Annotated in this window: 14 protein-coding genes; all 14 read left to right on the forward strand. The window is 61.7% G+C overall.

Annotated features, from left to right (window positions below; genetic code table 11):
* Positions 1-23 precede the first annotated feature (23 nt).
* From RHP72_RS12730 to RHP72_RS12790, 14 genes are read left to right on the forward strand one after another with little or no spacing between them, the layout of a single operon-like run.
* Positions 24-1,817: a nickel-dependent hydrogenase large subunit gene (locus RHP72_RS12730; protein ID WP_007735075.1), complete on the forward strand. Its 1,794-nt coding sequence runs from the start codon at positions 24-26 to the stop codon at positions 1,815-1,817.
* A 3-nt stretch (positions 1,818-1,820) separates the two neighbouring features.
* Positions 1,821-2,723 (forward strand): NifU family protein, encoded by a 903-nt coding sequence (locus RHP72_RS12735; RefSeq protein WP_003942277.1) that lies wholly within the window; start codon positions 1,821-1,823, stop codon positions 2,721-2,723.
* A gap of 19 nt (positions 2,724-2,742) precedes the next feature.
* A complete protein-coding gene (locus RHP72_RS12740; protein WP_042922570.1) occupies positions 2,743-3,363 on the forward strand; it encodes a DUF5947 family protein in 621 nt (206 codons plus the stop codon).
* A complete protein-coding gene (locus tag RHP72_RS12745; protein WP_007735081.1) occupies positions 3,360-3,998 on the forward strand; it encodes a DUF6084 family protein in 639 nt (212 codons plus the stop codon). The genes RHP72_RS12740 and RHP72_RS12745 overlap by 4 nt, the downstream gene beginning before the upstream one ends.
* Positions 3,995-5,356 carry a hypothetical protein gene (locus RHP72_RS12750; RefSeq protein ID WP_064444499.1) on the forward strand — a complete coding sequence of 454 codons (1,362 nt, stop codon included), beginning with the start codon at positions 3,995-3,997 and terminating at the stop codon, positions 5,354-5,356. Before RHP72_RS12745 ends, RHP72_RS12750 begins: the two co-directional genes overlap by 4 nt.
* Positions 5,357-5,404: 48 nt before the next feature.
* The gene (locus tag RHP72_RS29420; protein WP_003942178.1) at positions 5,405-5,524 is read left to right on the forward strand and encodes a DUF6893 family small protein; all 120 of its coding nucleotides are present in this window, start codon (positions 5,405-5,407) and stop codon (positions 5,522-5,524) included.
* 6 nt (positions 5,525-5,530) lie between these two features.
* A complete protein-coding gene (locus tag RHP72_RS12755; protein ID WP_007735085.1) occupies positions 5,531-6,025 on the forward strand; it encodes a hydrogenase maturation protease in 495 nt (164 codons plus the stop codon).
* Between the two features lie 3 nt (positions 6,026-6,028).
* A complete protein-coding gene (locus RHP72_RS12760; protein WP_007735086.1) occupies positions 6,029-6,316 on the forward strand; it encodes a HypC/HybG/HupF family hydrogenase formation chaperone in 288 nt (95 codons plus the stop codon).
* Positions 6,313-8,601 carry a carbamoyltransferase HypF gene (hypF, locus tag RHP72_RS12765; protein WP_050655148.1) on the forward strand — a complete coding sequence of 763 codons (2,289 nt, stop codon included), beginning with the start codon at positions 6,313-6,315 and terminating at the stop codon, positions 8,599-8,601. The genes RHP72_RS12760 and hypF overlap by 4 nt, the downstream gene beginning before the upstream one ends.
* A 16-nt stretch (positions 8,602-8,617) precedes the next feature.
* A complete protein-coding gene (locus RHP72_RS12770; protein ID WP_003942168.1) occupies positions 8,618-8,917 on the forward strand; it encodes a HypC/HybG/HupF family hydrogenase formation chaperone in 300 nt (99 codons plus the stop codon).
* Positions 8,914-10,026: a hydrogenase formation protein HypD gene (gene hypD / locus RHP72_RS12775; protein WP_007735088.1), complete on the forward strand. Its 1,113-nt coding sequence runs from the start codon at positions 8,914-8,916 to the stop codon at positions 10,024-10,026. Before RHP72_RS12770 ends, hypD begins: the two co-directional genes overlap by 4 nt.
* Positions 10,016-11,086 carry a hydrogenase expression/formation protein HypE gene (gene hypE / locus RHP72_RS12780; RefSeq protein WP_311094744.1) on the forward strand — a complete coding sequence of 357 codons (1,071 nt, stop codon included), beginning with the start codon at positions 10,016-10,018 and terminating at the stop codon, positions 11,084-11,086. The genes hypD and hypE overlap by 11 nt, the downstream gene beginning before the upstream one ends.
* Positions 11,086-11,835, forward strand: coding sequence for a DUF6390 family protein (locus tag RHP72_RS12785; RefSeq protein ID WP_054825611.1), 750 nt, complete (start codon positions 11,086-11,088; stop codon positions 11,833-11,835). The genes hypE and RHP72_RS12785 overlap by 1 nt, the downstream gene beginning before the upstream one ends.
* Positions 11,836-11,866: 31 nt before the next feature.
* Complete coding sequence (locus tag RHP72_RS12790; protein ID WP_311094745.1) at positions 11,867-13,684, forward strand: ABC transporter ATP-binding protein/permease; 1,818 nt, start codon at positions 11,867-11,869, stop codon at positions 13,682-13,684.
* Positions 13,685-13,692: the final 8 nt, after the last annotated feature.

Below are 13,692 nucleotides of genomic sequence, written 5' to 3' on the forward strand. Positions count from 1 at the left end.
CAACGTCTCTGGGAGGCACTGCAATGACGGCCATCGTTCCCGAACCCACCTCGACTGCGGACCGCGACGGTCTTGTCGAGATGGCGTGGGACCCCATCACCCGAATCGTCGGCAGTCTGGGCATCTACACCAAGATCGACTTCGCCAATCGCGAAGTGGTGGAGTGCCACAGCACGTCGTCGATCTTTCGCGGGTATTCCCTGTTCATGAAGGGGAAGGACCCGCGCGACGCGCATTTCATCACCAGTCGTATCTGCGGCATCTGCGGTGACAATCACGCCACATGCTCGTGCTACGCACAGAACATGGCGTACGGCGTCAAGCCGCCGCATCTGGGCGAGTGGATCGTCAATCTCGGCGAGGCCGCCGAGTACATGTTCGACCACAACATCTTTCAAGAGAATCTTGTCGCCGTCGACTACTGCGAGAAGATGGTCTCCGAGACGAATCCCGGTGTGCTGGCGCAGGCAGAGAACACGCGCTGCCCGCACGAGGAGCAGCACGGGTATCGCACGATCGCGGACATCATGCGGACTCTCAATCCGTTCACGGGTGAGTTCTATCGCGAAGCGTTGCAAGTCTCGCGTTCGACTCGCGAAATGTTCTGCTTGATGGAGGGCAGGCACGTTCACCCGTCGACGCTCTATCCCGGCGGCGTCGGCACCGTCGCGACGATCGAACTGATGACGGACTACATGTCGCGGCTGATGCGGTACGTCGAATTCATGAAGAAGGTCGTGCCGATGCACGACGACCTGTTCGACTTCTTCTACCAGGCGATGCCTGGTTACGAAAAGGTTGGCCTGCGGCGGACCCTGCTGGGTTGTTGGGGATCGTTCCAAGACCCCGAGTACTGCAATTTCTCCTACAAGGACATGACCGACTGGGGCCGGAAGATGTTTGTCACTCCCGGTGTGGTTGTCGACGGAAAGTTGGTCACCACGGATCTGGTGGACATCAACCTCGGTATCCGGATCATGCTGGGCTCCTCGTATTACGAGGACTGGAGTGATCAGGAGATGTTCGTCAAAACCGATCCGCTGGGTAACCCGGTCGATCGCAGGCACCCGTGGAATCAGCACACCAACCCTCACCCGCAGAAGCGGAACCTCGAGGACAAGTACAGCTGGGTCATGTCACCGCGATGGTTCGACGGAAAAGACAACCTTGCTCTGGATACGGGCGGGGGAGCATTGGCTCGTCTGTGGAGCACCGCTCTGGCCGGCCTGGTCGACATCGGATACCTGGAGTCGACCGGACACAGTGTGAAGATCAATCTTCCGAAAACAGCACTGAAGGGTCCTGTCTCGCTCGAGTGGAAGATTCCCGAACATGGCAGCAATACCCTCGAAAGAAACCGCGCGCGAACGTATTTCCAGGCATACGCAGCCGCGGCTGCCCTTCATTTCGCCGAGAAGGCGCTTGTCGAGATCCGGGCCGGCCGGACCAAGACGTGGGAGTCGTTCGAGGTCCCGGACGAGGGTATCGGTTGCGGATTCACCGAAGCCGTCCGCGGAGTTCTCTCACACCACATGGTGATTCGTGACGGAAAAATCGCGAACTATCACCCGTACCCACCGACACCGTGGAATGCGAGCCCGCGCGACAGCTACGGAACCCCCGGCCCGTACGAGGATGCCGTGCAGGGTCAGCCGATCTTCGAGGAGAACGATCGAGACCACTTCAAGGGCATCGACATCATGCGGACCGTGCGTAGTTTCGATCCCTGCCTGCCGTGTGGTGTTCACATGTATCTCGGCGGTGGCAAGACCCTGGAGAAGTTGCACTCTCCGACGCAGTCCGTGACCGGGGAGTGATCGATGGAGCAATCGGCCGACTACTGGCGCGGAGCAGGTGAGCGCATCGAGACGTTGTTGCAGGCCAACGCCGGCGCAGGCCCGGTGGCGAGAGATCGCGCCGAGCAACTGGTGCGTGAGGTCGTGCAGTTGTACGGCGCAGCACTCGAACGCACCGTCGCTCTGGCAGATCCGGCCACGATGGATGCGATGGTTCGCGACGATCTGGTGTCCAGCCTGCTACTGGTGCACGGACTTCACCCGCACGACGTGGAGACCCGCGTCCGCACTGCGCTCGACAGCGTGCGTCCGTACCTCGGTTCGCACGGAGGCGACGTCGAACTGATCGAGGTGGCGGACGGCGTAGTGCGACTACGGCTTCTCGGAAGCTGTAACAGTTGCCCTTCGTCCTCGGTGACCCTCGAAACCGCGGTCCAGGACGCGGTGCAGGCGGCGGCACCCGAGACCACCGGAATCGACGTCGAAACACCGGATTCGCATGAGCTGAAGTCGGGTGTGATTTCGGTCGAGTCCCTGTTCTCGCACGTTCACGCCGACGGGGGAGGTACGCACTGGGTGGAGGTCCCCGAATTCGCCGAAGTCGAGGTGGGAGAGGTCGCGGGCTTCCGCGTGTCGGGCACCGATCTGTTGGTCTGCCGCTCCGGTGACGATCTGTACGCGTATCGCGACCGTTGCCCGGTGTGTGAGCACTCGATGGCGGGGGCTGTGCTCGAACGCATGATGGGCCGTCCTGCCCGAGACGCCGCTGTCCTCACCTGTCCGACGTGCTCTGCCCACTTCAGTGTGTACGGGGCGGGAGCGCGGGTGGGCACCGGCTCCGAGCACCTGGCGCCTGTGCCGGTGCTGATTCGCGACGGAGTGCTCTCGGTCGCGCTTGCTGACGATTCTGTGATACCGGTGACCTAGCCGTGAACGCAGCCCGGTCATGAAAGTCACTGTGGGAGAGGTGCTCACACGAATTGCCTCGTCGCGTGTCGTTCCGACCGGACCGAGGTGTGAGATGTGTGCGGCGGGCATAGGCGACGAACACCAGCACGTCGTGGACGTACAGGTCCGGAGCCTGATGTGCGTGTGCCGACCGTGCTATCTACTCTTTGCACCGGTCGACGCGGACCTTCGATACAAAGCGGTTCCCGATCGGTACCTCGAGTTTCCGGACTTCGACCTCGGCCCTGGCCGGTGGGAGTCTCTGGAAATCCCCGTCGGCCTGGCATTCTTCTTCCGCAACTCACTCCTCGACAAGTACATAGTCTTCTATCCGGGACCGGCCGGAGCTACCGAATCCGAGTTGCCCATCGACTCGTTCGAGACTGTGCTCGAGGAGAATCCGGGGCTCGCGCAGATGCGGGCCGACGTCGAGGCGTTGATCGTGTCGGTGCCCACGTCAGGACAATCGCCGAGATGCTTCGTTGTTCCCATCGACGCCTGTTACGAACTGGTGGGACGATTGCGCACCGTGTGGCGCGGATTCGACGGTGGCCAGGATGCCGCACGCGCAGTGGACGAGTTCTTCGGGCGCGTCGAGGCGCGAAGCAGGTCGGCATGACTGTTCTCGACTTCTCGATCGACAACATGGAGGTGGAACCGTACGCGGTTACGCCGAATCTGACGGTGAGATTGAGAATGTCGGAATCCACCGGCACGACCGTCCGTGCGGTGGCTCTGCGCGCGCAGGTACGAATCGAACCACACCGCCGACCGTACTCCGACGCCGAAGGCGAAGGTCTGCGCGATCTCTTCGGTCCGCGGGAGCGTTGGTCGAGTACGCTGCGCACCTTCCTGTGGATGGAATGTTCCACTGTCGTTCAAGGATTCACCGGAACAACGGTCGCGGCCTTGCCCATGGCGTGTACGTACGACTTCTCGGTGACGGCGTCGAAGTACATGCACGCACTCGGAGACGGAACGATTCCGATCGTGGTTCTACTGAGCGGCACGGTATTCACCGACGGACCGCGTGGGTTCTCCGTGCAGCAGATCCCGTGGGACAGATCTGCTGCCTACGAATTGCCGGTCGACGTGTGGAAACAGCTGATGGCTGCGCATTATCCGGCGTCTGGTTGGGTACGCCTCGACCATGAGACGATTGCCGATCTCGTGCGGTTCAAGGCAGCGCACGGCCTCACGGACCTCGATTCAGCCGTGCGGCAGTTGCTGACGGCGAGCCAGGTGCCGCGATGACTCGAACGGGGATGGATCACGACGTTCGGGCCGTGGCCGACGCCGTCCTGTACGAGGGATATCTTCTCTATCCCTACCGGGCCGGCTCGGCGAAGAATCAATCCCGTTGGCAGTTCGGGGTTCTCGGACCGCCCGGCGCCGCCGAGGTCGGAGTCGGCGAGGAACCGTCGATGTCCGCGCAATGTCTGCTCGGCGAATTCGAGCGGAACGGCGTCGAGGTTTCTGCGACTGTGAGATTTCTGCACCACCAGTCGCGGACGGTTGAACGACTCGGCGCCGGCGGGGCGTGGATCCCGGTCGATCGGTTGGTAGTCGGCGAGCGGGAGTCGATCTCGTGGGACGAAGCCACCGAGTCCGAGATCGTGTTGGGTCCGTGGGGTCTGGACGAACTCGAGGCCGGCGTCGAAGAAACCTTCTGTGCGGCCGGAGTTGTCGAAGGAGAGACTTTGTCGGACTCTCGGGGCAGGGTGGTCGGACGGATCGTTCGGACACGGCTTCCGGTGAATGGCCTCTTGGCAGTGAGCGCCTCCGCCGGGGACGGACGCACGGTGATTTCCGTGACGATCATGAACGCCACGAGCGTCGACGCACGGGACAAGGGCACGGCCACCGCGCAATCGATGCTGGGGACTCACGTCATTGTGAACTGCACAGGCTCGAGGTTCCTGTCGTTGTTCGAAGAAGCAGATCACTCGGAGCAGTTGCGGCAAAATCGCTGTTATCCGGTGCTTGCGGGGACCGAGGACCCCACTCACCCTGGCACATCTCCCACCGTTCTGGTGTCACCGATCATCCTGTACGACTTTCCCGAGATTGCGCCGCAGAGCGAGGGATCTCTCTTCGACTCGACCGAGATCGACGAAATTCTCACCCTGAGAATCCTTGCCATGACCGACGAGGAAAAGGCGCGGGCGCGAGCTACCGACTCCAGAGCTGCCGACATCATCGACCGATGTGAGCGATTGACGGACGACGATCTAGCCGGCCTGCACGGTGTGCTGCGAAATCCGCACGCCGGTTCTGATCTGATACCCGAGGTGCCTGACGGTGTGGACTGGTGGACCCCGGAAGCCGACACCAGTGTCCAACCACGCACCGACGCAGTTCTGATCAACGGCGTCCGTGTCTCTGGTGGAAGTACAGTTCGGCTCCACCCCTCACGCCGCGCTGATGCTCAGGACCTGTTCTTCGACGGCCGGATCGCCCACGTCGCCACCATTCATGAAGACGTGGACGGCGACATTCATGTTGGGGTGACACTGTTGGACGATCCGGCCGCCGATCTGCACAACTGGTACGGCCGCTACCTGTACTTCGCGCCGGACGAGATAGAGCCGATGCCGCGCGACAGCGCGTGACGTACTCACAGCTATCGAACTTCACAGCTATCGAGAGGAGAACTCGCCATGAGGAGCATGGGATTGCTGTCGACGGCACTTCTCGGCGCCACCGCGATCGCAGCCGCGATCGTCCTGGTGGTGTCGATGCCGGACATCCAGCGCTATCTGCGAATGCGAAAGATGTAAAGCGCTGTGCGCGTGCTGATTGCAGGTGTCGGAAACATATTTCTCGAAGACGACGGATTCGGCCCCGAAGTTGTTCGGGCGCTGCAGCATGAGAATCTCCCATCGGGAGCTCACCTGGTCGACTACGGGATTCGGGGCGTGCATCTGGCGTACGACTTGTTGGAGTCGTGGGACGCCCTGGTCCTGATCGATGCCTTACCGGCGACCGGAGTCCCGGGCAAGCTCGCGATCATCGAAGTGGACCCCGAAAGTGAAGGCCCGCAAGGAGGTTTCGACGCGCACTCGATGCATCCGAGTTCGGTGTTTGCCAGCCTGCAGGCCCTCGGCGGAACACTCCCGCGGACGTTCGTGGTGGGGGCACATGCGAAATCGATCGGCGACGGAATCGGATTGAGTGCGGAGATGCGTGATTCGGTAGGGCAAGCCGCTTCGGCGGTGCTGGCACTCGTCCGGTCCATCGACGTGGACTGTGATGCCACCACACTGGGGCCGGAGGTGTGAGTCATGTGTCTGGGGATTCCGGGACGGGTACGCGAACTACTGGACGGATACGGAGGTCAACTCGCTCTCGTCGACGTGGAGGGGGCACCACGCAAGGTCAACATCGGAATGCTCGACGAAGGCACCGTCACGGCAGGTGACTGGGTGGTGATCCACATGGGCTTTGCAGTCGAGAAGGTCGACGAGCAGGGAGCTCGCCATGCTCGGGCCGGCCTCGAACTGATGGGCCGTGGTGGCCACGACGGTGAGGTAGTCGACTCCGATACTGGTAACGGCGAGGTCGGGACATGAAGATCGCCTGCCGTGTCATCGTTCGTGGCGTAGTCCAGGGGGTGGGCTTCCGGCCGTTCGTCCATGCGACCGCCACCGAACTGGGACTGTCGGGTTCGGTGGGAAATTCTGCTCTCGGTGTCGTGATCGACGTCGAAGGCGACGGAGAGACAATCGATGCATTTGTCGCTCGGGTGCGAAACCGCCCCCCACCGCTGGCACGGGTGGAGTCGGTGGAGCGCGAGGACTCGCGGCCGGTTGGTCGTGAGGGGTTTCGCATAGTCGAGACGGATGCGGGGTCGGTCGGGCGAACCTTGGCGCCGGCGGATGTCGGGATCTGCGACGACTGCCTCCGGGAACTGACTGATCCGAGCGATCGGCGATATCGTCATCCATTCATCACCTGCACCAACTGCGGTCCGCGATTCACGATCATCGAATCGCTGCCCTACGACCGGGCCGCTACGACGATGAAGCGATTCCCGTTGTGCGCGAACTGTGCGGCGGAGTACGTGGATCCCGCCGACCGCCGGTTTCATGCGCAACCGATTGCCTGCCCGCAGTGCGGTCCAACGCTATCGTTCGTGGAAGGGGACGCGCCCGCCGTGACCGGTGAGGGTGCACTGCTACGAGCCCGATCCCTACTGCGAGACGGGAAGATTCTTGCTGTCAAGGGAATCGGAGGATTTCACCTGGCTTGTGATGCCCGCGACGACCGCGCGGTTCACGAGTTGCGTGAACGCAAGCATCGAGCAAGCAAGCCGTTGGCGGTGATGGTGCGCGATGTGCCAGAAGCCAGAGAGTTGGGTGTGGTCGGTGATGCCGAGGCTGATGCCATGTCCTCGCGCGAGCGCCCGATTGTGCTGGTTGCCAAAGCGTCTGGATACGCGCTTTCCCCCTTGATTGCCCCCGGCATTCCGGATATCGGAATCATGCTGGCCTACAACCCGATTCAGCATCTTCTTCTGGGTTTGGCCGGAGAAGAGGCGGGCCCAGCGGTGTTGGTCATGACATCGGCGAACATCGGCGGTGAGCCGATTCTGTACTCCGACAACGATCTCGAACGATTGGGTGACCTGGCCGACGGGGTATTGACCCACAACCGTCCGATCTTGATGCCGTGTGACGACTCGGTGATGCGAATAGTCGGCAGTGGAAGACAGTTGCTTCGTCGCTCGCGCGGATATGCTCCGCTGCCCGTCACCGCGCCGTTCGACGTACCGCCTACCTTGGCGGTCGGGGCCGACCTGAAGAACACCTTCTGTCTTGCCGAGGACGGATATGTGTGGCCGAGTCAGCACATCGGAGACATGGGCGACCTCGCTGTCATCGACAGTTTTGCTGCGTCGGAGAGTCACTTCGAATCGATCACGGGGGTGGTGCCGCACCAGATCGCCTGTGACGAGCATCCTCGGTATCGCTCGTCCTCGTGGGCTCGCAGTCGTAGTGGTGACCGACCGGTGCGCATCGTCGGGCATCACCACGCACATGTGGCTTCCGTGATGGGGGAGAACGGCCGGGACGGGAGCGAACCAGTTCTCGGAATAGCGTTCGACGGCACCGGCTACGGGGCGGACGGCGCAGTGTGGGGAGGGGAACTACTGCTGGCGACGTACAAGGGTTATCGCCGTCTCGCGCATCTGGGATACGTACTGCTGCCCGGTGGCGATGCCGGAGTGGAACGGCCGTACCGAATGGCGCTCGCCCACCTGTGGCATGCCGGGTTGGACTGGGAATCCGACCTCGCGCCCGTGGCAGCCTGTCCGCCCCGAGAGCAGTCGGTCCTACTTCACCAGATGGAAACCGGTTTCGGGTGCGTGGACACCTCGAGCATGGGGCGGTTGTTCGACGCAGTCTCCTCGCTGACCGGGGTCCGTCAGAGGGTCGACTACGAAGCGCAGGCTGCCATCGAGTTGGAGGGGGTGTCGAGGGGAGTCGACAGCGCCGGTTCGCGGTACACCTTCGATTGGACGCAGTCGGACGACGATTCGTGGACAGCAGATCCGCGGTCGGTCATTCGGGCTGTTGTCCGCGATCTCCGGGAGAAGTTGCCCGCTGAAGTGATCGGCGCCCGTTTCCACGAATCCGTAGCGCACCTGGTGCTCGAGTGGGCAATTCGTGGCCGGGAACTGGCGGGAGTGGACGAGGTAGTACTCACCGGAGGTGTCTTTCAGAACCCTCTACTGCTCGTTCGGGCGTGTGCTCTGCTCTCAGACGCTGGATTCACGCCGTTGACAGGACTGGAGTTGCCGCCGAACGACGGCGGTCTCGCCTACGGCCAAGTGCTGGTGGGGAGTTCGTCATGAGGTCAGGAGTTGTGTCATGTGCCTAGCCGTACCGGGACGTATCGAGTCCCTGGAGGAACGCGACGGAACGACGATGTCGGTGGTGAACTTCGGTGGCGTCCGAAAAGAAGTGTGCCTCGAGTACATTCCGGGCGCCCAAGTCGGCGAGTACGTCGTGGTGCACGTCGGATTTGCCATCCAGCGACTCGACGAGGAATCCGCTCGCAGCACGCTGGCGGAATTCGAGCACCTCGGCGTACTGGAAGAGGAATTCGGTGACGGGTTCGAAAGGGCTGCCCGGGCCGCGGGGATCGAACCGAAGGAGACGGAATCATGAAATATCTGGACGAGTTCTCCGATCCGGAACTGGCCGGCAAACTGCTGGATCAGATCCGTGCGCTGGCCACACGGCGATGGGCGATCATGGAAGTGTGTGGTGGTCAGACACATTCGATCATCAGACACGGCATCGATCAATTACTTCCCCAACAGATCGAGATGATCCACGGACCCGGATGCCCGGTCTGTGTCACCCCGCTCGAGATCATCGACAAAGCTCTCGAAATCGCGGCAAGACCCGATGTCATTTTCTGCTCCTTCGGGGACATGTTGCGAGTTCCGGGGAGTTCGTCGGATCTGTTCCGCATCAAGAGCGCCGGCGGTGACGTGCGGGTGGTGTACTCACCGTTGGATGCACTGACTATTGCCAAGGAGAATCCGGGCCGGCAAGTGGTGTTCTTCGGGATCGGATTCGAGACCACCGCGCCGGCCAACGCCATGACCGTCTATCAGGCCAATCGCCTGGGTATCGAGAACTTCTCGCTACTCGTCTCGCACGTTCTGGTCCCGCCGGCGATGGCCGCGATCATGGATTCGCCAGAGTGCCGCGTGCAGGCATTTCTGGCGGCCGGGCATGTGTGCAGTGTGATGGGAACGTCGGAGTACCCGGCGCTGGCCGAGAAGTACAAGGTCCCGATCGTCGTCACCGGATTCGAGCCGCTGGATCTGCTGGAGGGCATCCGAAAGACGGTGCTGCAGTTGGAATCGGGTCGATACGAGGTCGAAAATGCCTACGCCCGTGCCGTCACCGCGCAGGGCAACACCGCAGCGAAAGCGATGCTCGAGGATGTGTTCGCCGTGTCGGACCGGACGTGGCGCGGCATCGGATCGATCCCGGACAGCGGTTGGCAACTGGCACCGAAGTATGCGTATTTTGATGCCGAAGAGCGTTTTTCGGTGACCGATATCCACACTGACGAGTCGAGCGTCTGCCGTTCCGGAGAAGTGTTGCAAGGTTTGATCAAGCCACACGAGTGCAGTGCCTTCGGGAAGGAATGCACTCCGCGGAATCCGCTCGGTGCCACGATGGTGTCGTCCGAGGGGGCGTGCGCCGCGTACTACCTGTACCGGCGCCTGGAACTTCAGGAGGCGGGTCATGCCGGCTGAGGAGACCGCTGTCGTGGACTTGTCGGCGTGGGTCTGCCCACTGCCGCTGCGTGATTCGCCGAACATCGTCATGGGGCACGGTGGTGGAGGAGCGATGTCCGCCGAGCTCATCGAGCACCTGTTCCTGCCCTCGTTCGGAAGCGCTGCCGAAGCAGAACTCGGTGACTCGGCCGTATTCGACGTCGGCGGGGTGCGGCTCGCGTTCTCGACCGACTCGTATGTCGTCAAACCCATGGTGTTTCCCGGCGGAACTATCGGCGATCTCGCTGTCAACGGAACGGTGAACGACCTGGCGATGACTGGAGCGCAGCCATTGGTGATGTCGACGGCATTCATCCTGGAAGAAGGGACGGCACTGACCGACATCGCGGGAATCGCGAAGGCGCTCGGTGAGGCCGCGCACGTTGCCGGCGTTCGGCTGGTGACAGGTGATACCAAGGTCGTCGATGCCGGTCACGGCGACGGAGTCTTCATCAACACCGCAGGAATCGGGATTGTCGCAGACGGGGTGGACATCAGCCCCACTCGCGCACAAGTGGGTGACGTCGTGATCGTCAGCGGCGACATCGGCGTTCACGGCGTGGCCGTGATGAGTTGTCGCGAAGGTCTCGAATTCGGGACCGAAGTGCGCAGTGATTGTGCGGCCCTGAACGGCGTGGTGGCCGACATGATTGCCACCGGCGTCGACATCCACGTCCTGCGCGACCCTACGCGGGGCGGAGTCGCCGCGACCCTCAACGAGATCGCTCAGGCGTCGAACATCGGGGTTGCGCTGGTGGAGCGAGATCTGCCGATTCCCGCTGACGTGCGCGACGCCTGTGGGCTACTCGGCTTGGATCCGTTGTACGTCGCAAACGAGGGCAAGTTGATCGCTTTCGTTCCACGCAAAGATGCCGCCCTGGTTCTGGAAGCGATGCACGGCAATCCACTGAGTGTGGGAGCCGCCGTGATCGGGGAGTGCGTGGCCGAACATCGCACAATGGTGGTGGCGCGTACGGCATTGGGAGGCAATCGGGTAGTGGATCTGCCGGCAGGTGAACAACTCCCGCGGATCTGCTGATGACTGCCGTCGGTATGAACGGGCCGGCATTGTTTGCCCGCTACGCGTATCCGCCGAACGAGTTGGGTTACTGCGGACCCGACGATCCTTCAGTGCTGCTTCGTCTGGCCAGCGGCAACTCGGGCAGCGGCGACCGTGATCACGCTCGTCAATTCGACGGTGCGTGGCCGTATCTCGAGGCATTGGCTGTAGGAGCGGGCATCGACGACCCCCTGGATTCGCGAGTGATCGAAGCCTATTGGGTGGGAGGTGATCTCCTCGACTCTCTCGATTCGGGGAAGTTGTTACAGCACTTGAGGGGGGCATTCGGTGAACGCGAGAACACCGGGTTCCTCCCCGTCCTCGGGGGTCGGGACCGCGCGCTCGCGCACCACAGTTTTCACGTATTTCTGGTGTATCCGTGGGTCAAGCTTCTTCGGAAGCGCGGTGCGGTCCCACTGTCCGTCCTCCAGAACTGCCGGATCAGATGGGGAGTGGTCGAGGACGTCGGCGAGGAGCATGCATTGGTGGTTTCGTCCCCGCTCGAGTTCGACGGTGAGCAACTCGCACGCGGCCGACCGGCAACGCAGAGAGTGCGGTGGAGGGTCGAGGGCAACGCGCTTGCGGCGATGCCCGTCCCCGGCGCTGTGGTGACGATGCACTGGGATTGGGTGTGCGACAGGATAACGGCAGAGCAATCACGTGCATTGGATGCCGCGGAAGACTCGGGATTGCGGATCGCGAACCGAATGCTGTCGACCGATATGTGATCGTCAGTTCCCCTCCAGGACGGAGGCTACGGTGAATTGGGGTAGCGCGGTAACGGACAGCGCACTGTGGTTGGCAGAGGCATATGCGATCACGGTAGCGGTTCTCGTCGTCACCGCGCTGCTGCTTGCTCGGTATACCGTCTGGGGCAACCAGTTTCGGCGAATGGCTTGGCCCTACTTCGATCCCCGGCGCACCGTCATTCCGCTGTCGATTCTCGCGTTACTGCTGCTGCTCACGATATTCGGTGTCCGCGTGACGGTGTTGTTCTCGTACTGGTACAAGGATTTCTACGACGCCATTCAGAACCTCGACGAAACCGCTTTCTGGCACTACCTGCGAGTGTTCGCGATATTGGCCGCAGTCCACGTCGCTAGCTCACTCGTCGTCTACCTGGTGGGCCAAACACTCGATATCAATTGGCGCAGTTGGCTCAATGACACATTGACCGACGATTGGCTCGACGGCCGCGCCTACTATTGCGGAAACTTCCTGGAGAACCCGGTCGACAATCCGGACCAACGTATTCAGGCAGACATCACCGCATTCGCGACGTCGTCCCGCACGTTGTCCATGGGCGCCGTCGCCGCAATGGTCTCGATCGTCAGCTTCACCAAGATCCTGTGGGATCTGTCCGGGCCGTTGACTGTTTTCGGTGCCGAGATTCCGCGAGCGATGATCTTTCTCGTCTACATCTACGTGTTGGTGACCACGGCACTCGCATTCTGGATCGGCCGGCCTTTGATCATGCTGAACTTCTTGAACGAGAAACTCGGCGCCAGCTTCCGGTACGCGTTGGTTCGACTACGGGAGTACGGCGAAAGCATCGCCTTCTATCGCGGAGAGAACGTCGAACGACGCACGCTCGGACTACGTTTTGCTGCAGTGATCCGCAATATGTGGGCGATCGTCTTCCGGACGCTCAAGTTCAGTGGCTTCAATCTGGCAGTGGATCAGACAGCGGTGGTGTTTCCGTTTCTGGTCCAGGGATCTCGATTGTTCAGCGGGCAGATCACTTTCGGCGACGTGATGCAAACTGCTCAAGCATTCGGCCAGGTGCACAATTCGTTGTCGTTCTTTCGAGAGTCTTATGCCGATTTTGCAAGTTTCCGGGCCACACTGATCCGTTTGACCGGGCTCGCCGATGCCAATCGACGTGCCCGCACACTTCCCGTGCTCGACGCGTTCTCCGCTGGCAGTCATTTGGTTGTTCGGGGACTCGACGTGCGCACGCCGGTTGGTGAGGCGTTGATCTCCGAACTCGACATGTCACTGGGGCCCGGCGATGCACTGCTGGTGAAGGGTCCGTCGGGTAGCGGCAAAACCACGCTGCTCCGCAGCATCGCGCAGTTGTGGCCGTACACAAACGGTTCCGTGACCACCCCGGTCGGAGACGTCCTGTTCCTCTCACAACGGCCATACCTACCATTGGGTTCTCTGCGCGCGGGTTTGGCATATCCGGACCAGTTGCCCTCAGGTCAGCCGAACACCGGGCGCTCGAACTTCGACGACCGCAGGCTCCACGACGCGCTCGCCGAGGTGCATCTCGCACATTTGATCGGTCGGCTCGACGAGCCGGCTGATTGGACTCGAATTCTGTCGCCGGGCGAACAACAACGGTTGGCGTTCGCCCGAGTCCTCCTGATCCGACCGCGAACCGCATTTCTCGACGAGGCGACATCCGGAATCGACGAAGGCCTCGAGTACACGCTCTACGACATCCTTCGCCGTGAACTGCCCGACAGCATCATTGTCAGCGTCGGGCATCGCAGCACTCTCGACGTTTTTCACAATCGACAACTCGAACTGCGCGGTGCGGGACACTGGACTCTCGCTGATCACGAAGGCTGAGAAAACTT

It is taken from the genome of Rhodococcus sp. SG20037 (assembly GCF_031763325.1).
GTDB lineage: Bacteria > Actinomycetota > Actinomycetes > Mycobacteriales > Mycobacteriaceae > Rhodococcus_F > Rhodococcus_F qingshengii.

Excerpts from the sequence above, each read along its gene's own strand:
- RHP72_RS12730 (WP_007735075.1), top strand. The coding sequence starts at position 24 with ATGACGGCCATCGTTCCCGAACCCACCTCGACTGCGGACCGCGACGGT.
- RHP72_RS12735 (WP_003942277.1), top strand. The coding sequence starts at position 1,821 with ATGGAGCAATCGGCCGACTACTGGCGCGGAGCAGGTGAGCGCATCGAG.
- RHP72_RS12740 (WP_042922570.1), top strand. The coding sequence starts at position 2,743 with ATGAAAGTCACTGTGGGAGAGGTGCTCACACGAATTGCCTCGTCGCGT.
- RHP72_RS12745 (WP_007735081.1), top strand. The coding sequence starts at position 3,360 with ATGACTGTTCTCGACTTCTCGATCGACAACATGGAGGTGGAACCGTAC.
- RHP72_RS12750 (WP_064444499.1), top strand. The coding sequence starts at position 3,995 with ATGACTCGAACGGGGATGGATCACGACGTTCGGGCCGTGGCCGACGCC.
- RHP72_RS29420 (WP_003942178.1), top strand. The coding sequence starts at position 5,405 with ATGAGGAGCATGGGATTGCTGTCGACGGCACTTCTCGGCGCCACCGCG.
- RHP72_RS12760 (WP_007735086.1), top strand. The coding sequence starts at position 6,029 with ATGTGTCTGGGGATTCCGGGACGGGTACGCGAACTACTGGACGGATAC.
- hypF (WP_050655148.1), top strand. The coding sequence starts at position 6,313 with ATGAAGATCGCCTGCCGTGTCATCGTTCGTGGCGTAGTCCAGGGGGTG.
- RHP72_RS12770 (WP_003942168.1), top strand. The coding sequence starts at position 8,618 with ATGTGCCTAGCCGTACCGGGACGTATCGAGTCCCTGGAGGAACGCGAC.
- hypD (WP_007735088.1), top strand. The coding sequence starts at position 8,914 with ATGAAATATCTGGACGAGTTCTCCGATCCGGAACTGGCCGGCAAACTG.
- hypE (WP_311094744.1), top strand. The coding sequence starts at position 10,016 with ATGCCGGCTGAGGAGACCGCTGTCGTGGACTTGTCGGCGTGGGTCTGC.
- RHP72_RS12785 (WP_054825611.1), top strand. The coding sequence starts at position 11,086 with ATGACTGCCGTCGGTATGAACGGGCCGGCATTGTTTGCCCGCTACGCG.